Origin of the sequence: Streptomyces sp. NPDC004065, from assembly GCF_044903565.1 — a bacterium.
GTDB lineage: Bacteria > Actinomycetota > Actinomycetes > Streptomycetales > Streptomycetaceae > Streptomyces.
In genome coordinates this window covers 205330-226640 of sequence record NZ_JBJDQT010000007.1, presented here as the reverse complement: position 1 = coordinate 226640, position 21311 = coordinate 205330, and the positions used below count along the sequence as shown (strand labels likewise).

Here is a 21311-nt window from a genome sequence, read left to right as displayed (position 1 = left end):
AAACGCCCGGTTACATTCCGAACCCGGAAGCTAAGCCTCACAGCGCCGATGGTACTGCAGGGGGGACCCTGTGGGAGAGTAGGACACCGCCGAACTCCTTTTACAGCTCTGGTTCTTGGGCAGACAGCCCAGGAACCAGAGCTTTTTTTGCGTTGAGGTAGGGTCGGGAAGCATCGTCGGAACGTTCAACCAGGAGGCCCCCGGGTGGAGGTCCAGGAGACCCGTGTCCAGACGGACCGGGTCCTCACCATCCCCAACATCCTCAGCATGGCGCGTCTCGTCGGCGTGCCGCTGTTCCTGTGGCTGATCCTCAGGCCGGAGTTCGGCGGCCCCAAGAGCGACGGCTGGGCACTGCTGGTGCTGGCGCTGAGCGGCGTCAGCGACTATCTCGACGGCAAGCTCGCCCGGCGGTGGAACCAGATCAGCAGCCTCGGCCGGCTTCTCGACCCGGCGGCGGACCGGCTGTACGTGCTTTCCACCCTGCTGGGACTCACCTGGCGCGAGATCCTGCCCGTCTGGCTCACCGCGCTCCTGCTGGCGCGGGAATTGATGCTTCTGGTGGCCGTGGGCGTCCTCAGGCGGCACGGCTACCCTCCGCCCCAGGTGAACTTCCTCGGGAAGGCGGCGACCTTCAACCTGATGTACGCCTTCCCCCTGCTCCTGCTCAGTGACGGAAGCGGCTGGATCGCGTCACTGGCCGCCGTTTTCGGATGGGCGTTCGCCGGATGGGGTACAACACTCTATTGGTGGGCAGGAGTCCTCTACGTGGTACAAGTCCGCCGCCTGGTCCGTGCGGACGCCATGGCCGGCTGACCCCGCCCATTCACGCAGCCCCGAAGGCTCCGATGGCCCGCCGCGGAAAAGTGCGGGATGATCTGGAGGGTGAAGTCGGCTAGATCGTCATCTCTTGGAGGAGGACGCTTCCGACATGAAGGCCGTCGTGATGGCCGGAGGCGAAGGCACTCGCCTTCGCCCAATGACCTCGAGCATGCCCAAGCCGCTCCTGCCGGTGGTCAACCGGCCGATCATGGAGCACGTGCTGCGGCTGCTCAAAAGGCATGGGCTCAACGAAACCGTCGTCACGGTGCAGTTCCTGGCCTCGCTGGTCAAGAACTACTTCGGTGACGGCGAAGAGCTCGGGATGGAGCTCACCTATGCCAATGAGGAGAAGCCACTCGGTACCGCCGGAAGCGTCAAGAACGCCGAGGAGGCGTTGAGGGACGACGCCTTCCTCGTGATTTCCGGCGACGCACTGACCGACTTCGACCTCACCGACCTGATCCGGTTCCACAAGGAAAAGGGCGCGATGGTGACCGTGTGTCTCACCCGCGTGCCCAACCCGCTGGAATTCGGCATCACCATCGTCGACGAAGAGGGCAAGGTCGAGCGCTTCCTCGAGAAGCCGACCTGGGGACAGGTCTTCTCCGACACCGTGAACACGGGCATCTACGTGATGGAGCCCGAGGTCTTCGACTACGTCGAGGCCGACGTTCCGGTCGACTGGTCCGGCGACGTCTTCCCTCAGCTGATGAAGGAGGGCAAGCCGATCTACGGCTATGTCGCCGAGGGCTACTGGGAGGACGTCGGCACCCACGAGAGCTATGTGAAGGCCCAGGCGGACGTCCTCGAGGGGAAGGTCGACGTCGAGATCGACGGCTTCGAGATCTCCCCGGGGGTCTGGGTCGCCGAAGGCGCCGAAGTGCACCCCGACGCCGTGCTCCGCGGACCGCTCTACATCGGCGACTACGCCAAGGTGGAAGCCGGCGCCGAACTCCGGGAGCACACCGTCGTGGGCTCCAACGTCGTCGTGAAGAGCGGCGCCTTCCTGCACCGCGCGGTCGTCCACGACAACGTCTACATCGGACAGCACAGCAATCTGCGCGGCTGCGTCGTCGGCAAGAACACCGACATCATGCGCGCCTCGCGGATCGAGGACGGCGCGGTCATCGGCGACGAGTGCCTGATCGGCGAAGAATCGATCGTGCAGGGCAACGTGCGGGTCTACCCGTTCAAGACGATCGAGGCCGGCGCCTTCGTCAACACCTCGGTCATCTGGGAGTCCCGCGGCCAGGCCCATCTGTTCGGCGCGCGCGGGGTCTCCGGCATCCTCAACGTGGAGATCACCCCGGAGCTGGCCGTCCGGCTCGCCGGCGCCTATGCGACGACCCTGAAGAAGGGCTCGACGGTCACCACGGCACGCGACCACTCCCGCGGTGCCCGGGCGCTGAAGCGGGCGGTCATCTCGGCGCTTCAGGCCAGCGCGATCGACGTACGGGACCTGGAGAACGTGCCGCTGCCGGTCGCCCGGCAGCAGACGGCACGGGGCAGCGCCGGCGGCATCATGATCCGGACCACGCCCGGGGTGCAGGACTCCGTCGACATCATGTTCCTCGACGGTCAGGGCGCCGACCTGTCGCAGGCCGGCCAGCGCAAGCTGGACCGGGTCTTCGCGCGCCAGGAGTACCGGCGCGCGTTCCCGGGCGAGATCGGCGACCTGTACTTCCCGGCCAGCGTCTTCGACTCGTACACGGGCTCCCTGCTGCGGAACGTCGACACGACCGGGATCGCCGAGTCGGGCCTGAAGGTCGTCGTGGACGCCTCCAACGGAAGCGCGGGACTCGTGCTGCCCAGCCTGCTGGGCAAGCTCGGCGTCGACTCGCTGACGATCAACCCCGGTCTCGACGAGTCCCGGCCGACGGAGACCGCCGAGATGCGGCGGGCCGGCCTGGTGCGCCTCGGCGAGATCGTGGGGTCCTCCGGCGCCGCCTTCGGCGTGCGCTTCGACCCGGTGGGCGAGCGGCTGTCGCTCGTCGACGAGAAGGGCCGCATCATCGAGGACGACCGGGCGCTGCTCGTCATGCTCGACCTGGTGGCCGCCGAGCGGCGCAGCGGCCGGGTCGCGCTGCCGGTGACCACGACCCGTATCGCCGAACAGGTCGCCGCCTACCACGGCACGCAGGTCGAGTGGACCACCACCTCCCCGGACGACCTGACGCGGGTCGGCGGCGAGGAGGGGACGATCTTCGGCGGCGACGGCAAGGGCGGCTTCATCGTCCCGGAGTTCAGCAGCGTCTACGACGGCACGGCGGCGTTCGTGCGGCTGATCGGGCTCGTCGCGCGCACCCAGCTCACGCTCAGCCAGATCGACGCCCGGATCCCGCGGGCCCATGTCCTCAAGCGGGACCTGGCCACCCCGTGGGCCGTCAAGGGCCTGGTGATGCGCCGGGTCGTGGAGGAGGCCGGGGACCGCTTCGTCGACACGACGGACGGCGTGCGGGTCGTGGAGGCCGACGGCCGCTGGGTGATGGTGCTGCCCGACCCGGCCGAGGCCGTCACGCATCTGTGGGCCGAGGGACCCGACGACGCCTCCGCCCAGGCGCTGCTGGACGAGTGGGCCGCCGTGGTGGACAGCGCGGGCCGCTAGCGAGCACGCCGCAGGCCACCCCGGCGGAACCGGCCGCGGTGGCCTGCGGCGGAGCCGGCCGCGGTGGGCGGACCGCGGTAAATCGGACACCGCGCACACGTGCCGGACAAGTGTCCCCAAGGGGGCCTGTCCGGCACGCCGGTGGGGCCATTCGGAGGTCCCGGGCGCGGCGTGCGACGATGTGCGGCATGCCGCAGCAACCCCCCATTCGGAGCATCCCCTCGCGGCCCTCCCGTCCGGATGCGTCCATGTCGTTGATCACCAACGTCATGGACCACAGCCTCGACGACGGCTACGCCGAGGCGGCCGCGCGCAAGAGGGCCGCGGGCGAGGGCGGCATGCCGAAGACGCTCCGGGCCCGGCTGGGGCTCGCGGTCGGCCTGGTGCTGGCCGCTCTGGTGGTGACCGTGGGAGCGGCGCAGGCACGCGTGGCGGCGCCCACCGTGGCCAAGGAGCGCGAGGAGCTCATCGACCGCATCGACCGCGAGACGGCGGCGGCGGACCGCCTCGAGCACACCGTCGACGAACTGCGCGACGACGTCGACGCGCGGCAGCGGGAGGCGCTCCGGGACAGTGGCGGCAACGCCCGCGCCGACCTCGTCGGCTTCCTCGCCGGCGCCACCGAGGTCCACGGGCCCGGCGTGAAACTGGTCGTCGACGACGCCAAGGAAGCCAGTTCCGGCGGGAGCGGCGGCCCCCGTGAGACCTCGGGGTTCTCCGACACCGGCCGGGTCCGCGACCGGGACATGCAGCGGGTCGTCAACGGGCTGTGGCAGTCGGGGGCCGAGGCCGTCTCCATCAACGGACAGCGGCTGACCGCCCTGTCCGCGATCCGGGCGGCGGGCGACGCGATACTGGTCGACAACAAGCCGCTGGTGCCTCCCTACACGGTGCTCGCGGTGGGGGACGGCAAGCAGCTCAGCACCCGCTTCCAGGACAGCCCCGACGGGCTGTACCTGAACGCCCTGCAGGACAACTACGGCATCCGGACCAGCATCTCCGTCGAGAGCGACCTCCGGCTGCCCGCAGCACCGAGTGTGATCGTACGTACAGCACAGCCGAGCACTGAGAAGGGCACATCGTGATCGCCGTACTGGGCCTCGTCGTGGGAGTCGTGGCCGGCCTGTTGGTCCGGCCCGAGGTTCCGGCGGTCGTCGAGCCGTATCTGCCGATCGCCGTGGTGGCGGCGCTCGACGCCGTCTTCGGCGGTCTGCGGGCCATGCTCGACGGCATCTTCGACGACAAGGTCTTCGTGGTGTCGTTCCTGTCGAACGTGGTCGTCGCCGCGCTGATCGTGTTCCTGGGCGACAAGTTGGGCGTGGGGGCCCAGCTGTCCACGGGTGTCGTGGTCGTCCTCGGCATCCGCATCTTCTCCAACGCCGCGGCGATCCGCCGGCACGTCTTCCGGGCGTGAGACCGATGAGCCGGCACGAAGAGCACGCCGAGGAGCCCCGGCCGCAGACCGGCCCGGACCGCGACGCCCCCGAGCCCCGCCCCCACACGGACGCGCCGGAGCCCCGCCCGCGTCCGGACGCGCCGGAGTCCCGGCCGCGTCCGGATGTTCCCGAGTTCCGGCGGGCCGCGGAGGGCCCCGAGCCCCGCCCGCGCGCGGACGTGCCGGAGTCCCGGCGGGCCGCGGAGGGCGCCGGGTCCGGCCCGCGTCCGGATGTTCCCGAGTTCCGGCGGGCCGCGGACACCCCCGCACCGCGCCCGCGCCCGGACGTTCCCGAGTTCCGGCAGGGTGCGCAGGCGCCCCGGTTCCGGCTGCGCCCGGACGACCTGCCGGAGTCCCGTCCGTCCGCCGACGCGCCCGGGCCGCGGCAGCGGCCGCGGCTGCCCGAGGCCCGGCCGGGTGCGCCCGCGTCCGTGCCCGAGTTCCCGCTGCGCAAGGAGCTGCCCGAAGAAGTGCCCGCGGCCGTGGCCGGGCCGCGCGGGACCGGGCCGGGCGGGGCCCCCACCGCCGGACGGGCCGGCGGGGCAGGCGGGTCCGGCGAGCCCGCCGGTGACGGCACCGCGGAGGCGGGGCCGGAGCTGACCGGGCGCCGGCGGCTCGTCCAGAGCTTGTGGCCGCCGCGGCTGTCACGGGCCCAACTCATCGTTGCCGTCCTGCTGTTCGGCCTCGGCTTCGGCCTCGCCGTCCAGGTCGCCTCCAACAGCGACAGCGACAGCGCGCTGCGCGGCGCACGCCAGGAGGATCTTGTGCGCATCCTCGATGAACTCGACGGCCGGACTCAGCGTCTTGAGGACGAGAAGCAGGGACTCGAGAAGCAGCGCCAGGAGCTGGAGAACAGCTCCGACCAGGCCGAGGAGGCCCGCAGGCAGACGATCGAGAAGGAGCGGCAACTCGGCATCCTCGCGGGCACGGTGGCGGCACAGGGACCCGGCATCACGGTGACGATCGAGGACACGAAGGGGACGGTCCGGGCGGACATGCTGCTCGACGCGATACAGGAACTGCGCGCGGCCGGCGCGGAGGCGATCCAGGTGAACGGGGTCAGGGTGGTCGCCGGAACCTACCTGACGGACTCGGGCAAGAGCGTGGACGTCGACGGGAACAAGATCGAAGCGCCCTATCGTTTCAAGGTCATCGGCAAGCCGCAGGACCTCGAGCCGGCGCTGAACATCCCTGGAGGCGTGGTGCAGACCCTGGAGAAGGAGCAGGCCACCGTGACCGTCGAACGATCGGACAAGATCGTCGTGGATGCCTTGCGGGCGGCGAAGCGGCCTGACTACGCTCGGTCGTCCTCCCAGTGAACCGGGGGTGCATGGCGGCAGTCCGGCAGGGGCATGAGGTTGCGGGGGGTCGGCGCACCGATTGGGTGGTGCGTGGTGGAAACTGTCTGGTGGATACGGACGTTGTGAAGATGTCCGGGTCGACCGGTGTACGCAGTCAGGGTTCGTCCTGCCCCACGGGCGGGTCTGTTTCGGTCAAGGGGAATCGCCCGTGAAGTTGTTTGCGAAGTTGTTCGGCAAGAGCGCGCGAGAGGGCGGCGAGAACGCGACCGCCCGCCATCGTGCACAGCCCGACGCGGAGGGTCAGCGCCCGCTGTTCCGGGACCAGGTACCCGGTCCGGGCGGTGACATTTCCGGTGGTCAGGGCGCGCCGTCTGTTGACCCTGCCCAGTCGGGCGGCATAGGTTTCGGGCAACCGTCAACCTCAGGTACGGGTGGAGGGTTTGCCACCGGCCCGTACGCGTCCAATGCCCCGGCGGGGCAGCCGCGGCAGGAGGATCCGTCCATGTCGGCTCTGGTCTGTACGAGGTGCGGTAACCGCAACGCGGAGAACAGCCGCTTCTGCTCCAACTGTGGTGCGCCGCTGCGCGGCGGCGCGGTTCCCGAGCGCCCGTCGGAGACGACGTCCACGATCTCCATCTCCGGTCTCGAGGCGTACGACGCCGAGGCCACCGGGCAGACGCCGATGCTGTCCCCGGAGGCCCAGGCGGCGGTCGACGCGCTGCCGCTCGGCTCGGCGCTGCTGGTGGTGCGCCGCGGGCCGAACTCCGGCAGCCGCTTCCTGCTGGACGGCGACCTCACCACGGCCGGCCGCCACCCGCAGAGCGACATCTTCCTGGACGACGTGACGGTCTCGCGCCGGCACGTGGAGTTCCGGCGCCGCCCGGACGGTTCGTTCACGGTGGCCGACGTCGGCAGCCTGAACGGCACCTACGTCAACCGGGAGCGGATCGACGAGGTCGCGCTGTCCAACGGCGACGAGGTGCAGATCGGCAAGTACCGGCTGGTCTTCTACTCGAGCCGGCAGGGCATCTGACTCTCCCCGGGACGTCCGGGGTGACCCGAGGAAGGTCCATGCTGCAACGACCGAGCGGTGGTGCCGGGCACGGCACCGCCGCCACGGACCGTGGGCTGATGAGCATCGGCGCGGTGCTGAACGAGCTGCGCGACGAGTTCCCCGAGGTCACCATCTCCAAGATCCGGTTCCTGGAGTCGGAGGGGCTGGTCGAGCCGCGGCGCACACCCTCGGGATACCGCAAGTTCAGCCCGCAGGACGTCGAGCGCCTCGCCCGCGTGCTGCGCATGCAGCGCGACCACTATCTGCCGCTCAAGGTCATCCGCGAGCACCTGGACGCGGTGGAGCGGGGCGAGGCCGTCCAGCTGCCCGTGCTCGGCCGGCCGCGGGACGGCGAGCCGGCGCCGGCGCCGTCCGAGGCGCCCACGGCCGCCCGGATCTGCCGGTCCGAGCTGCTCGCCGCCGCCGGAATAGAGGACGCCACCCTGGCGGAGTGGGAGTCCTACGGGCTGATCACTCCCCTGGAGGACGGCGCCTACGACGCCGAGGCGGCGACCGTGGCGGCCCTCGTCTCCGAACTGGGGCGCTTCGGCATCGAGCCCCGCCACCTGCGGGTGATGAAGGCCGCCGCGGACCGGGAGGCCGGCCTCGTCGACCAGGTGGTGGCCCCGCTCAAGCGCCACCGCAACCCGCAGACCAGGGCACATGCCGAGGCCCGTACCAAAGAGCTGGCGGCGCTCACCGTCCGGCTGCACGCGGCGCTGGTGCAGACGGCGCTGGGGGTGCGCCTGCCCTGAGGGGCGGCCGGATCGCTCCCCCGTTTCCGGCCCGACTACCCAAACGTCCCGGGCACGGCCTAGGGTTGCTGTGTGAACGAGCTCGATGTCGTAGGTGTCCGGGTCGAAATGCCCTCCAACCAGCCGATCGTGCTCCTGCGTGAAGTGGGAGGCGACCGCTACCTCCCCATCTGGATCGGACCGGGGGAGGCCACGGCCATCGCCTTCGCCCAGCAGGGCATGGCCCCCGCACGGCCGCTGACCCACGACCTGTTCAAGGACGTGCTGGAGGCCGTCGGCCAGGAGCTCACCGAAGTGCGCATCACGGATCTGCGTGAGGGCGTCTTCTACGCGGAGCTGGTCTTCGCCAGCGGCGTCGAGGTGAGCGCCCGTCCCTCCGATGCCATAGCGCTGGCCCTGCGCACCGGCACGCCGATCTACGGCAGTGACACGGTGCTCGACGACGCCGGCATCGCCATCCCCGACGAACAGGAGGACGAGGTGGAGAAGTTCCGCGAGTTCCTCGACCAGATCTCACCGGAGGACTTCGGCACCAGCAGCCAGTGATCCGGGCCTCGCGGCGAACGTCCCGCGGCCGGCAGCAAGCGCATTCGGCTAGCCTTTCCCCGCGACGGGATACGGGAAACCACTCTTAGGGTGATTATCACTCGGCGTGGCGAGTGTGGCGATCGTTGACGCACCCGTGGTGACTGCCTACCGTCGAGGAGGCAGGTCAAGGACGGAGGTCGGCGTGGGAAGCAGCGGCGACGGTACGGCTGGGGGTGCCCCCGGACGCGGTGTCGGGGGAAGCGGTCCGTACCCTCCTCCGAGCTCTCGGTCCCTCCCGGGCAGGGGTTTTCTCCCGCACGGCAGCGCCGCCGACCGTGCTCCGCAACGACCGACGGCCGTGCCGAGCGGCGGAGGGGCGACGTCCATGGCGTCCGAGCAGATCGGCTACCGGGGCCCCACGGCCTGCGCGGCGGCCGGCATCACTTACCGGCAACTGGACTACTGGGCTCGCACCGGCCTCGTGGAGCCGAGCGTGCGGCCCGCCCACGGCTCCGGCACGCAGCGCCTCTACAGCTTCCGCGACGTGGTCGTGCTGAAGATCGTCAAGCGCTTCCTCGACACCGGGGTGTCGCTGCAGAACATCCGTACCGCGGTCCAGCACCTGCGTGAGCGCGGCTTCGGTGATCTGGAGCGGGTGACGCTGATGAGCGACGGCGCCACGGTCTACGAGTGCACCTCGCCCGACGAGGTGCTGGCCCTTCTCCAGGGCGGTCAGGGCGTCTTCGGCATCGCGGTCGGCGTGGTCCGGCGGGACGTGGAGAACGCCCTGTCCCAGCTGCACGGCGAGCGCGTCGACACCGGGGAGACCCTGGTGGGACACAACCCCGGTGACGAACTGGCCCGGCGCCGCAACCGGGCGGTCTGAGAAGACCGCGACCCGGACGGTCCGAAACCGCGACCGGTCGGTCTGAGACCGGGACCGGGCGGTTTGCCCCAAGGCCTCACTCGCCGGCGCGGCGCCCGACGGGGCCGTTGTCAGTGGTGTGGTGCAGCATCGTAGATGTGCGAACCGCGCCCACGATCCTGCATCTCGACATGGACGCCTTCTTCGCCTCGGCGGAGCAGGCGTCCAAGCCGAGCCTGCGCGGGAAGGCCGTGGTGGTGGGCGGCCTCGGACCGCGCGGAGTGGTCGCCACCGCGTCGTACGAGGCACGGGTCTTCGGGGTGCACTCCGCGATGCCGATGGCCCAGGCGCGGCGGCTCGCGCCGAACGCCGCGTACCTCGTGCCGCGCTTCGCCTTCTACCGCTCCATCAGCGACCAGGTGATGGAGCTGCTCCGGGCGCTGTCGCCGCTGGTGGAGCCGCTCAGCCTGGACGAGGCGTTCGTGGACCTGGAGGCCGGGGGAGTGGCCTGGGACGCGGACTCGGCCCGGCTCGCCGGTACGAAGCTGCGCGCCGACATCCGGGCCGTCACGGGGCTGACCGGTTCGGTGGGCCTGGCCGCCTCCAAGATGCTGGCGAAGATCGCCTCGGAGCAGGCCAAGCCGGACGGACTGGTGCTGATCGAGCCGGGGAGCGAGCGGGCCCTGCTCGGCCCCATGTCCGTGCGGACCCTGCCGGGCGTGGGACCGGCCACGGGCGACCATCTGCGACGGGCCGGCATCCACACCGTGGACGAGATCGCCGAGGCCGGCGAGGACGAACTCGTCCGGCTGCTGGGCAAGGCCCACGGGCACGCGCTGTACGCGATGGCGCTGGCGCGCGACGAGCGGCCCGTGGTCGCCGAGCGCGAGGCCAAGTCGGTGTCGGTCGAGGACACCTACGACGTGGACATCCACGACCGGGTGCGGGTGGGCCTGGAGGTGCAGCGGCTGGCCGACCGGTGTGTGCGGCGGCTGCGCGGGGCCGGGCTGTCGGGCCGGACCATCGTGCTGAAGGTGCGGCGGTACGACTTCTCCACGCTGACCCGGTCGGAGACGCTGCGCGGGCCCACCGACGACCCGGCGGTGGTGCGGGAGGCGGCGGCCCGGCTGCTGGACTCGGTCGACACCACGGGCGGGGTGCGACTGCTCGGTGTGGGGGTGAGCGGCCTGGCCGACTACACCCAGGAGGACCTGTTCGCCCAGGCCGCGGGGGCGCGGGCGGCGAGCGCGGCGGAGAGCGAGGCGGTCGCCGAGGAGCCGCCGGACGCCCGGGCGGAGGAGGCCGCGCCCGTGGAGCGGCGCTGGCCGGCCGGTCACGACGTGCGCCACAGCGAGTACGGCCACGGATGGGTGCAGGGCAGCGGTCTGGGCCGGGTCACCGTCCGGTTCGAGACGCCCGACTCGGAGCCGGGACGCGTGCGGACGTTCCGGACGGACGATCCCGGTCTGGAGCCCGCGGACCCGCTGCCCCTGGTGCCCCGAAGACCCGGGACGCCCCAGTGCGTGCCCGCCGCGGACTTCGGGTCCCCGGACTTCACGTCCGGGGTCTTCGGGACCTCGGGCTTCGAGGCCGCGGGCGGGCCGTCGCCTGCGACGGGCGCGCCCGCCGAGAACGGCGCGCCGGCCGCGCGGAGCACGTCGGCTGCGAGAGACGCGTCGGCCGAGAAGGGCACGTCGGCTGCGAGAGACGCGTCGGCCGGGGACGGCGCATCCGCCGGGGACCCCGGGCCGGCCGTCGACGCCACCCCCGCCGGGGAACGCGTCCCCGGCGGGGGCAGCGCCTCCACCGCGGGGACCGCGGCGGGTCCGGGAGGGTGAACCGGCCGCGCCCGCCGTTGCGGCCACCGGCCCGGTGGCCGCAACGGCGCGCGGAGAGCCGGCCACGGCCCCCGGCTGCCGCGCCTCGGCGGCCGGGGACCGCGGCCGCGCGGGGAAGGGGCGGGGAACCCACCGTGAGCACGGACGGCGGATGTTCCGGCGGCGGGGATTACGCCGCCGGGGGGGGTGCTCTCAGGTCTCCTCCGTGCCCGAGCCCGCCAGTTTGCCGAAATCGCGGTCCACGAGCCCGGGAGGAGAGGCCACGTCGAGACCGTAGTGGTGGTAGAGCTGCAGTTCCTGCTCGGGGGAGAGATGGCGGCCGACGCCGAAGTCGGGGGCGTCCTTGATCAGGACGCGGTCGAAGGGGACACGCAGCGCGCCGTCGACCAGTTCGCTGGGCTCCAGGGGGACGAAGGCGTCCCGCGAGAACAGGCCGGTGCGTATGGCCGCCCACTCGGGCACGCCCGTCGCGTCGTCGAGGTACACCTCGTCGACCGTGCCGATCTTGTTGCCATTGCGGTCGAACGCCTTGCGGCCGATCAGGTTGCGCGGATCGATCTCGGTCTGCACGGTCCCTCCACTTGGTCGCAACTCATCCGTAAGCACTACAAAAGAGCACATTGGGCCGAGCGGCCACTCGAAGGCCCGTGCGCCCCACCCGCTGGTACGCTGGCACTGGCTGCTGACCCTGTGCGGGAGAGTCCTCCGGCGGCGACCGGAGGCGCCGAAGGAGCAAATCCTCCCCGGAATCTCTCAGGCCCACGTACCGCACGGGTGAGGTCACTCTGGAAAGCAGAGGGGTGTCGAGGGACGCCGCTCTCACCGACGGTGAAAGCCGGGAGCCCCGCGGGCGGCCCGGTGAAGCTCTCAGGTCGAGATGACAGAGGGGGAGGCCGTCGGGGCACCCGTGCCGTGGTGTCCCTCGAAGGTCGTGTCAGACCAGGAGGCCTCCGCAATGACCGCCCAGCGCATCCCGCTCTCCGAACTCGAACAGGGCGTTCCCTTCGAACAGCGCCACATCGGCCCCGACCACGAGGCCCGGGCCAAGATGCTCGCGCAGGTCGGCTACGGCTCGCTGGACGAGCTCACCGCGGCCGCGGTGCCGGACGTGATCAAGAACGCCGACGCGCTCGACCTGCCCGGCGCGCGGACCGAGGCCGAGGTGCTGGCCGAACTGCGCTCCCTCGCCGACCGCAACCAGGTCCTCAGCTCCATGATCGGCCTCGGCTACTACGGCACGTTCACCCCGCCGGTGATCCTGCGCAACGTCATGGAGAACCCGGCCTGGTACACGGCCTACACGCCCTACCAGCCGGAGATCTCCCAGGGCCGCCTCGAGGCCCTGCTGAACTTCCAGACCATGGTCGCCGACCTCACCGGCCTGCCGACCTCCGGCGCCTCGCTGCTCGACGAAGGCACGGCCGCCGCCGAGGCGATGGCGCTGTCCCGGCGCATGGGCAAGAACAAGAAGGGCCTGTTCCTGGTCGACGCGGACGCGCTGCCGCAGACCGTCGCCGTCATCGAGACGCGTGCCGAGCCGACCGGTGTCGAGGTCGTCGTCGCCGACCTCAGCGACGGCATTCCCGCCGAGATCGCCGAGCGCGAGATCAACGGCGTGCTGCTGCAGTACCCGGGCGCCTCCGGTGCCGTACGCGACCTCAAGCCGGTCATCGACCAGGCCCACGAGCTGGGCGCCCTGGTGACCGTGGCCGCCGATCTGCTCGCCCTCACCCTGCTGAAGTCCCCGGGCGAGCTGGGCGCGGACATCGCCGTCGGCACCACCCAGCGCTTCGGCGTGCCCATGGGCTTCGGCGGCCCGCACGCCGGCTACATGGCGGTGCAGGAGAAGTTCGCCCGCAGCCTGCCCGGCCGTCTGGTCGGCGTCTCCGTCGACGCCGACGGCAACAGGGCCTACCGCCTCGCCCTGCAGACCCGCGAGCAGCACATCCGCCGCGAGAAGGCCACCAGCAACATCTGCACCGCCCAGGTACTGCTGGCCGTCATGGCCGGCATGTACGCCGTCTACCACGGCCCCGAGGGCCTGCGGTCGATCGCCGGACGCACCCACCGCTACGCCACGATCCTCGCCGAGGGCCTGAAGGCAGGCGGCGTCGAGGTCGTGCACGGGACCTACTTCGACACCCTGACCGCCAAGGTCCGGGGCCGCGCCGCCCAGGTCGTCGCCGCCGCCCGCGAGAACGGCGTCAACCTGCACCTCGTCGACGCCGACCACGTGGCCATCGCCTGCGACGAGACCACCGCCCGGGCCCAGCTGCGCGCCGTGTGGTCCGCCTTCGGCGTCACCGGTGACATCGACGCGCTGGACGCCTCCGCCGCCGAGGCGCTGCCCGAGGCCCTGCTGCGCACCGACGCCTACCTGACCCACCCGGTCTTCCACCAGCACCGCTCCGAGACGGCGATGCTGCGCTACCTGCGCCGGCTCGCCGACCGCGACTACGCGCTCGACCGGGGCATGATCCCGCTGGGCTCGTGCACCATGAAGCTCAACGCGACCACGGAGATGGAGCCGGTCACCTGGCCGGAGTTCGGGCAGCTGCACCCCTTCGCGCCCGCCGAGCAGGCGCAGGGCTATCTGACGCTGATCCGCGAGCTGGAGGAGCGGCTCGCCGAGGTCACCGGCTACGACAAGGTCTCCCTCCAGCCCAACGCGGGCTCCCAGGGCGAACTGGCCGGCCTGCTCGCGGTGCGCGGATACCACCGCGCCAACGGCGACGACCAGCGCACCGTCTGCCTGATCCCGTCCTCCGCGCACGGCACCAACGCCGCCAGCGCCGTGATGGCCGGGATGAAGGTCGTCGTGGTGAAGACCGCGGAGGACGGCGAGATCGACGTCGCCGACCTGCGGGACAAGATCGAGAAGCACCGCGACGAGCTGGCCGTGCTCATGATCACCTACCCGTCCACGCACGGTGTGTTCGAGGAGCACGTCGCCGACATCTGCGCCCGGGTCCACGAGGCCGGCGGCCAGGTCTACGTCGACGGCGCCAACCTCAACGCCCTGGTCGGCCTGGCCAAGCCCGGTCACTTCGGCGGTGACGTCTCCCACCTGAACCTGCACAAGACGTTCTGCATCCCGCACGGCGGCGGCGGTCCGGGCGTCGGCCCGGTGGCCGTGCGCGCGCACCTCGCGCCGTACCTGCCCAACCACCCGATGCAGCCCGAGGCCGGTCCGAGGACCGGGGTCGGTCCCGTCTCCGCCGCGCCCTGGGGCTCGGCGGGCATCCTGCCGATCTCCTGGGCCTATGTGCGCCTCATGGGCGGCGAGGGCCTCAAGCGGGCCACCCAGGTGGCCGTGCTGTCCGCCAACTACGTCGCCAAGCGGCTCGAGCCGCACTACCCGGTGCTCTACACCGGTCCCGGCGGGCTGGTCGCGCACGAGTGCATCATCGACCTGCGCCCGCTGACCAAGTCCACCGGTGTGACCGTGGACGACGTGGCCAAGCGGCTGATCGACTACGGCTTCCACGCGCCGACCATGTCCTTCCCGGTGGCCGGCACGCTGATGATCGAGCCGACCGAGTCGGAGGACCTGGCCGAGCTGGACCGGTTCTGCGAGGCGATGATCGCCATCCGCGCCGAGATCGAGAAGGTCGGCTCCGGCCAGTGGCCGGCCGAGGACAACCCGCTGCGCAACGCCCCGCACACCGCCGCGGTGCTCGGCGGCGAGTGGGAGCACGCCTACAGCCGTGAGGAAGCCGTCTTCCCCGGCGGGGTCCAGGCCGCCGACAAGTACTGGCCGCCGGTGCGCCGTATCGACCAGGCCTTCGGCGACCGCAACCTCGTCTGCTCCTGCCCGCCGCTGGACGCGTACGAGGACTGAGCGAACCGGACCGGCTCACGAGCGGGCCCCCGCCACACCGGGCGGGGGCCCGTCCCGTACCCGTACGGATCCGGACGCCGTACCCGTACGGATCCGGACGCCGTACCCGTACGGATCCGGACGGCAGTCCGGGCACAGCACTAGGCCCGGTCGATGTGCACGTTCGTCGACTTCACCCGGGCGGTGGCCTCCATGCCGACCTCGAGGCCCAGTTCCTCCACGGCCTCCCGGGTCAGCAGCGAGACCAGCCGGTGCGGACCGGCCTGGATCTCGACCTGGGCGGCGACGTCGCCGAGCTTGATGGCGGTCACGATGCCGGGGAAGGCGTTGCGCACCGAGGTGTGGGAGGGCGCCTCCTCGGCGCCGGTGCGGGCGAGCTCGACCGAGAACGCGGCCAGGTCCCGTCCGTCGATGAGGCGCCGCCCGCTCTCGTCGCGGTGGGTGCTGACCCGGCCGGCGTCCGCCCACCGGCGTGCGGTGTCCGGGCTGACGCCGAGCAGGCGTGCGGCCTGGCCGATCGTGTACGACTGCATGCCGGTCACGATAGGCCCAGGGCGCGGCGATGCTGTCACGCGGTGTGCACCCGGGGCCGCTTGGCCGGGTCCGGTTCCGCCTCGCGCAGCACCTCGCGGGTGACCGGCGCGACCTCGCCCTGCCCGAACAGGAAGAAGCGCAGGAAGTTGGCGAACGGGTTGCCCTCGGTCCACTCGAAGTAGATGTGGGGTGTGCAGCCGGTCATGGCGCGGACGTGCAGCAGCAGCGCGGCCAGGGCGTTGGGGATGGAGGACGACTCCAGGGTGAGCACGCGGTAGCGGTGGTGCAGGACCTCGCCGCGCACCGTCAGGCCGGCCTCGAACTCGGACGGGTCGGTGACCGTCACCTCGACGAACACGAAGTCCTCGTTGTCCGGGATGTCATGGTCCCTGCGGATCTGTTCGATCTTGTCGCGGTACTCGGCCTGGTCCCGGCTGCCCGGTTCATTGGCGATGAAGCGGATCTTGCGGCTGGCCATGTCCCTGATGAATCGTTCCGCCATGGGGTCGAGGGTCACGCTGGTCACGCGGAGCTCGAAGGCGCGGGCCAGCCGCGACAGCAGCGAGACCAGGATGATCCCGGCGATGAAGCAGGCGCCGATCTTCACGCCGTCCGGGCGTTCGATGACGTTGACGACGGTCGTGTACAGGAACACCGCCGAGATCACCGCGAACGCGACGGTCCACTTGCCCTGGCCCGCCTTGCGGGAGGCGATGGTCACCGCGATGGCGGCGGAACTGATCAGCACCAGCACGCCGGTGGCGTAGGCGCCGCCCTGTGCGTCCACGCTGGCGTCGAAGATCCAGGTGACCAGGAAGGCGATCAGGGTGAAGACGATGACCATCGGGCGCACCGCACGCGCCCAGTGCGGGGCCATGCCGTACCGGGGCAGGTAGCGCGGCATCAGGTTGAGCAGCCCGGCCATCGCGGAGGCGCCGGCGAACCACAGGATCGCGATGGTCGAGACGTCGTACACGGTGCCGAAGACGTTGCCGAGGTACTGGTGGGCCAGATAGGCCAGCGCGCGCCCGTTGGCCTTGCCGCCGCGCTGGAACTCGTCGGCGGGGATGAGCAGGGTGGTGATGAAGCTCGTGGCGATCAGGAAGCCGCTCATGATCAGCGCGGCGGTGGTGAGCAGTTTCCTGGTGTCCCGGATCCGGCCGGCCGGCCGCTCCTCGGTGTCGTCGGGGTCGCCCTGGACGTGCGGCATGACGGCGACCCCGGTCTCGAACCCGGACAGGCCGAGCGCAAGCTTGGGGAACACCAGCAGCGACACCCCGATCATGGCGAAGACGCTGCTGTGCTGGGCGCTCAGGGCGGAGGACCAGTCGGTGACCACATGGCCGGCGGTGACGACGTGCCACAGACCGGCCACCACCACGACGGCGTTCAGCGCGAGGTAGGCGCCCACCAGGGCGACCGCGACGCCGATGGCCTCCAGGAAGCCCTTGAGGAACACGGCGCCGAGCAGCGCCACGAGCAACAGGGTGATCAGCATCTGCCGGCCGTGCAGCGCGCTCGTCAGGTGCGGGTTCTCGATCAGGTGCGTGGAGGCGTCCGCGGCCGACAGGGTGATGGTGATCAGGAAGTCGGTGGCGGCGAACCCCAGCAGCGTCAGCACGAACAGCTTGCCCTGCCAGAACGACAGCAGCCGTTCCAGCATCGCGATCGAGCCCTCGCCGTGCGGGCTCTCCTGGGCCACCCTCCGGTAGACCGGCAGCGCCCCGGCCAGGGTCACCAGGACCAGGACCAGGGTGGCGACGGGCGACAGCAGACCGGCCGCCAGGGCGGCGATGCCGGGCTGGTAGCCGAGGGTCGAGAAGTAGTCGACGCCGGTCAGGCACATGACGCGGTACCAGCGCTGCCCCTTGTGCGGGGGCTCCGGCGCGGCGTGCGGCGCCTGCTGCACGCCCTTGCCCATGTCGGACAGGCCCTCCAGCATCCAGGTGCGCAGCCGACTGGGAGGGTGTTGGGTGGTGGCCATCGGCCCAGCTCCTGGTGTACTGCTCGGCGTGCGGAACGGGCCTCACGCGGACGGAGCACCAGCGTAAGCAGAGCGTGACGCGCGCGCCCACGGCCACAGGGGTGGGCGGGCGTCAATCTTCCGTTAAGAATGACCGCCCAAGGCGGCGCCGGCCGGTTCGGCGGGTGCCGAACCGCAGGTCACGGGGGTGGTCCGGAGACACACGGAAGACGGCGTGCCGGGGCCGCTACCGACCGTAGTCGCTGCCGGACACGCGTCGGGGCCGGTTCGCAGCGCGTGCGTGCGGTCCGGCCCCTTGTGGTCCGCCGGGCGGTTCGTGCCGTCGCCCGGTGTGCTCAGGCGGCGGTCACCACCCGGTCGGCGCCCAGCGGGCGGTGCGGAGCGATGATCTGACCGTCGGGCAGAAGCTCACCGGTGTCCTCGAAGAGCAGGACCCCGTTGCACAGCAGGCTCCAGCCCTGCTCCGGGTGGTGCGCCACGAGGCGGGCGGATTCCCGGTCGGCGGAGTCGGCTGTCGGGCACGGCGGCTGGTGCTGGCACATGGGTGGGATCTTTCGTTCTGTCGTGTGGTCCGTGACGGCTGTCTTGTCTGTTCCGCGGCTAGTGGCATTCTCCATGGCCGCCCCCCGTTTGATAAGTCTCGGTCGGAAACCAGTGTTGCCCCACGGGCGTCAATCCGCAGGGATTTTGCAGCACCGCTTCTCACAGGTTGGAGACGCGTCACCCACGCGAGCGGTTCAGTCCAACTGCACTGTCTCTTCGGGTGGTTCGAGGTGGCCTGATGGGGCTAGTCAGGTCGGGCCATACGGCGTTTCCGGCTCATGCGAGGGTAATGCGGCTCGGATGAGCATATTCACGGGGCCGGGTCGGCGCATTCGCCCGGTGAACGTGACGTACCCCGCTCCCGGAAAATCCGGCAGCGGGGTACGAGGGCGTACGTCGTTGATCGAAATGCGGGATTGCTGATCGAAACGCGGGATTTCAGGCGGGGGATCCCAGGAGCCGGACGGGAGTCGCCCGGTGGGTGAGGACCGGGAGCAGTTCCGCGACCCGGTGCGGCCGGTGGGCGGCTATGCCGGGCGGCGCCGGGGCCAGCGGGACGAGCAGGTCGGTGGCCGCGGGGTGGCCGGCCGCGCCGTCGCCGGCGGGCTCGCCGTGCAGCCAGAGCGTGAGCATGTACAGGCTGGGCAGTGACAACAGGCGCGGCTGGTACGGCTGGGCGAGGCTCTCGGTCTGGCGCAGCGCGCGCTCGGTGGAGGCGACGTAGGGGCCCTCGAAGAAGTGCGAGAAGGCCCAGCCGTCGGGGGTCAGCATGGTCTCGGCGGCCGCCACGGCGTGGTCGCCGCAGCGGATCAGGAACCGCCAGCCGGCGAGCCGGGTCGCGGAGACGCCCTCGGGTGTGATCCGGTCCAGGACGTGCACGGGCAGCGGCAGATCGGGGGTGGCGGGGCCCTGTGCGGCGCGGAGGGCGGGTGTGCGGGCCTCGCGCACGGCGGTGGGGGAACCGAGCGCGGTGAGGACCGAACGGAGTGCGGGCGCGGGAGCCGGGGGGACATGCAGCGGCATGGTGGGTCGCCTCTCATTCGACAGGCAGGGGTGGCGCGAGGGCGGGTGCGGGGCGGACGGCGCTGTCAGCTCTCCAGGCAGGGGAGGGTCGGGCCGGGTCCGCACATGCGCGTGCGAGGGGTGTGCGAGGTCGCGGTCTGCCACACATGACCTTGACGGCAGGATCCAGGGGCCGGGATCCAGGGACGTGAGGCGCCAACCTTCTGCCTGTAGGGAGGAGTTTATACGACAAATGTTCAGGCGGTGTTTCGCCTAGCGGTTTCCGGTGCGGGCAACAAGGGTATATTCGGCCGGAAATTCGCGGGAATCATCCCGGTTGGCAGTCGTCGCGTCCCGTTGACCACGGGTTGTTCCGGCGCTGCGGACGGCTCGTTCTCATCGGCGTTTTTCACGAGTACACCGGGGTACCCGAAACTGCTGGATGCTCAATGCCGCGTGAATGTGCCTCCGGTCACTCGCACCAGAGTAGCCGCTGCGGAAGGGGCGCGGGACGTTATCGATCGCGTTCGCGGGGCATCATCCCACCTGACCGGGACCCGGCGGCCGGATCATCGGCCCGCCTGTGCGAGGAAGGACCCTGCGATGGGGGAGAAGGTCGTGGCGGGCCAGTTGGACCTGTCCGATCGCAACCGCTACCGCGACAAGCTCCAACGGTGCCTGACGGGACTGGAGCGGCTGCTGGACGAGAAGCGGTTCGATCGCCCGAAGAACCTGATGGGGCTGGAGATCGAATTGAATCTGGTGGGCTCCGACGGCCTGCCGAAAATGCTCAATGCGCAAGTACTGGAACGCATCGCCAGCAGGGACTTCCAGACCGAGCTGGCCATGTTCAACCTGGAAGTCAACATAGCTCCGCACCGGCTGGGCGGCCGCGTATTCGAGCGTCTCGCCGAGGAAGTGAGAACGTCACTGGCATATGCCGACCGGAAAGCCGGCGAGGTCGAGGCCGGAATAGCGATGATCGGCATTCTGCCCACCCTGGGCCGGGACGACCTGGTCTCCTCCAACCTCTCCGACGTCGACCGTTACACCTTGCTCAACGACCAGATCGTCGCCGCCCGCGGCGAGGACTTCACCCTGGACATCGACGGCGTGGAGCGCCTGCGCTGCACCTCGAAGTCGATCGCGCCGGAGGCCGCGTGCACCTCGGTGCAGCTGCACCTCCAGGTCACCCCGGCCCGTTTCGCCGACGTGTGGAACGCGGCGCAGGCGGCCAGCGCGGCCCAGATCGCGGTCGGGGCCAACTCGCCCTTCCTGTTCGGGCGTGAACTGTGGCGGGAGTCCCGCCCGCCGCTGTTCCAGCAGTCCACCGACACCCGGCCGCCGGAGCTCCAGGCGCAGGGCGTACGGCCGCGCACCTGGTTCGGCGAGCGGTGGATCTCCTCGGCGTACGACCTCTTCGAGGAGAACCTGCGGTACTTCCCGGCGCTGCTGCCCATCTGCGACGACGAGGACCCCCTCGACGTGCTGGACGCCGGAGGCGTGCCGAGACTGGCCGAGCTGGTCCTGCACAACGGCACCGTCTACCGGTGGAACCGCCCGGTCTACGACATCGCGGACGGCGTGCCGCACCTGCGCGTGGAGAACCGCGTGCTGCCGGCCGGGCCCACCGTCACCGACGTGGTCGCCAACGCGGCCTTCTACTACGGCCTCGTCCGGGCCCTCGCCGAGGAGCCCCGGCCGGTGTGGTCCCGGATGCCCTTCGAGGCGGCGGCCGCGAACTTCGACGCGGCGTGCCGGTACGGGATCGGCGCCCGGCTCACCTGGCCGCGGCGGGGCCGCTACTCCGGCACGGTGGAGGTCGACGCGGTCAGCCTGGTCCGCGACGAGCTGCTGCCGCTCGCCGAGGCCGGCCTGAACGCGTGGGGTGTGGAGCCCGCGGACCGCGACCTGTACCTGGGGGTCATCGAGGAGCGCTGCCGGCGCCGGACCAACGGCGCGGAATGGCAGGCCGCCACCTTCCACCGGGCCCGGGAGCAGGGGCTGAGCAGGGAGGACGCCCTCGCGGCCACGACCCGGCGCTACCACGAACTGATGCGGCTCAACGAGCCCGCGCACACCTGGCCGATCGGCCTGCCGGAACCGGTTCCGCTGGCCTGACCGGCCGAGGACGGGCGACGGGGGACGGTGACAGGTGACAGGTGACAGGTGACAGGTGACAGGTGACAGGGCGAAGGGCCGTCCCG

At 71.0% G+C, this 21311-nt stretch carries 17 protein-coding genes, 1 rRNA gene and 1 riboswitch; of the genes, 13 read left to right on the top strand and 5 right to left on the bottom strand.

All coding sequences use genetic code 11. The features are described from left to right. From rrf to ACI2LW_RS11625, 11 genes are all read left to right on the top strand, one after another. Positions 1-95: ribosomal RNA gene (rrf, locus tag ACI2LW_RS11675) — 5S ribosomal RNA — on the top strand; the annotation flags it as partial. Positions 96-204: 109 nt separating this feature from the next. Then, positions 205-813 (top strand): CDP-alcohol phosphatidyltransferase family protein, encoded by a 609-nt coding sequence (locus ACI2LW_RS11670; RefSeq protein WP_404730999.1) that lies wholly within the window; start codon positions 205-207, stop codon positions 811-813. Positions 814-928: 115 nt separating this feature from the next. Beyond that, entirely contained in the window at positions 929-3424 is a 2496-nt protein-coding gene (locus ACI2LW_RS11665; protein WP_404731013.1) for a sugar phosphate nucleotidyltransferase, read from the top strand. A gap of 188 nt (positions 3425-3612) precedes the next feature. Beyond that, on the top strand, positions 3613-4509 hold the full coding sequence (locus ACI2LW_RS11660) for a DUF881 domain-containing protein (protein WP_404730998.1): 897 nt from the start codon (positions 3613-3615) through the stop codon (positions 4507-4509). Beyond that, positions 4506-4838 (top strand): small basic family protein, encoded by a 333-nt coding sequence (locus ACI2LW_RS11655; protein WP_003988855.1) that lies wholly within the window; start codon positions 4506-4508, stop codon positions 4836-4838. The genes ACI2LW_RS11660 and ACI2LW_RS11655 overlap by 4 nt, the downstream gene beginning before the upstream one ends. A gap of 419 nt (positions 4839-5257) precedes the next feature. Further along, positions 5258-6178, top strand: a complete 921-nt coding sequence (locus ACI2LW_RS11650) for a DUF881 domain-containing protein (protein ID WP_404731012.1) — start codon at positions 5258-5260, stop codon at positions 6176-6178. Positions 6179-6239: 61 nt separating this feature from the next. Next, complete coding sequence (locus tag ACI2LW_RS11645; protein ID WP_404730997.1) at positions 6240-7193, top strand: FHA domain-containing protein; 954 nt, start codon at positions 6240-6242, stop codon at positions 7191-7193. A 38-nt stretch (positions 7194-7231) separates the two neighbouring features. Continuing rightward, positions 7232-7969, top strand: coding sequence for a MerR family transcriptional regulator (locus ACI2LW_RS11640; protein ID WP_404730996.1), 738 nt, complete (start codon positions 7232-7234; stop codon positions 7967-7969). A 72-nt stretch (positions 7970-8041) separates the two neighbouring features. Next, positions 8042-8515, top strand: coding sequence for a bifunctional nuclease family protein (locus ACI2LW_RS11635; protein WP_026253112.1), 474 nt, complete (start codon positions 8042-8044; stop codon positions 8513-8515). Positions 8516-8699: 184 nt separating this feature from the next. Continuing rightward, positions 8700-9383, top strand: a complete 684-nt coding sequence (locus tag ACI2LW_RS11630; protein WP_404730995.1) for a MerR family transcriptional regulator — start codon at positions 8700-8702, stop codon at positions 9381-9383. 137 nt (positions 9384-9520) lie between these two features. Further along, positions 9521-11200 (top strand): DNA polymerase IV, encoded by a 1680-nt coding sequence (locus ACI2LW_RS11625; RefSeq protein WP_404730994.1) that lies wholly within the window; start codon positions 9521-9523, stop codon positions 11198-11200. Positions 11201-11392: 192 nt separating this feature from the next. On the opposite strand, the gene ACI2LW_RS11620 is transcribed toward ACI2LW_RS11625, so the two are convergent. Further along, a complete protein-coding gene (locus tag ACI2LW_RS11620; RefSeq protein WP_404730993.1) occupies positions 11393-11770 on the bottom strand; it encodes a PRC-barrel domain-containing protein in 378 nt (125 codons plus the stop codon). A gap of 113 nt (positions 11771-11883) precedes the next feature. Then, positions 11884-11979, top strand: a riboswitch (glycine riboswitch). Between the two features lie 176 nt (positions 11980-12155). Here ACI2LW_RS11620 and gcvP point away from each other — a divergent pair. Next, positions 12156-15041, top strand: coding sequence for an aminomethyl-transferring glycine dehydrogenase (gene gcvP, locus ACI2LW_RS11615; protein ID WP_404730992.1), 2886 nt, complete (start codon positions 12156-12158; stop codon positions 15039-15041). A gap of 140 nt (positions 15042-15181) precedes the next feature. Here the strand turns inward: gcvP and ACI2LW_RS11610 are convergent, their stop codons facing one another. The 4 genes from ACI2LW_RS11610 to ACI2LW_RS11595 form a co-directional block, all read right to left on the bottom strand. Then, the gene (locus ACI2LW_RS11610; RefSeq protein WP_404730991.1) at positions 15182-15574 is read right to left on the bottom strand and encodes a molybdopterin-binding protein; all 393 of its coding nucleotides are present in this window, start codon (positions 15572-15574) and stop codon (positions 15182-15184) included. A 35-nt stretch (positions 15575-15609) separates the two neighbouring features. Further along, the gene (locus ACI2LW_RS11605; RefSeq protein ID WP_404730990.1) at positions 15610-17559 is read right to left on the bottom strand and encodes an amino acid transporter; all 1950 of its coding nucleotides are present in this window, start codon (positions 17557-17559) and stop codon (positions 15610-15612) included. Between the two features lie 335 nt (positions 17560-17894). After that, positions 17895-18101 (bottom strand): DUF5999 family protein, encoded by a 207-nt coding sequence (locus ACI2LW_RS11600; protein ID WP_404730989.1) that lies wholly within the window; start codon positions 18099-18101, stop codon positions 17895-17897. 439 nt (positions 18102-18540) lie between these two features. Continuing rightward, positions 18541-19125, bottom strand: coding sequence for a hypothetical protein (locus tag ACI2LW_RS11595; RefSeq protein WP_404730988.1), 585 nt, complete (start codon positions 19123-19125; stop codon positions 18541-18543). 582 nt (positions 19126-19707) lie between these two features. Here ACI2LW_RS11595 and ACI2LW_RS11590 point away from each other — a divergent pair. Then, on the top strand, positions 19708-21225 hold the full coding sequence (locus tag ACI2LW_RS11590; protein WP_404730987.1) for a glutamate--cysteine ligase: 1518 nt from the start codon (positions 19708-19710) through the stop codon (positions 21223-21225). Positions 21226-21311: the final 86 nt, after the last annotated feature.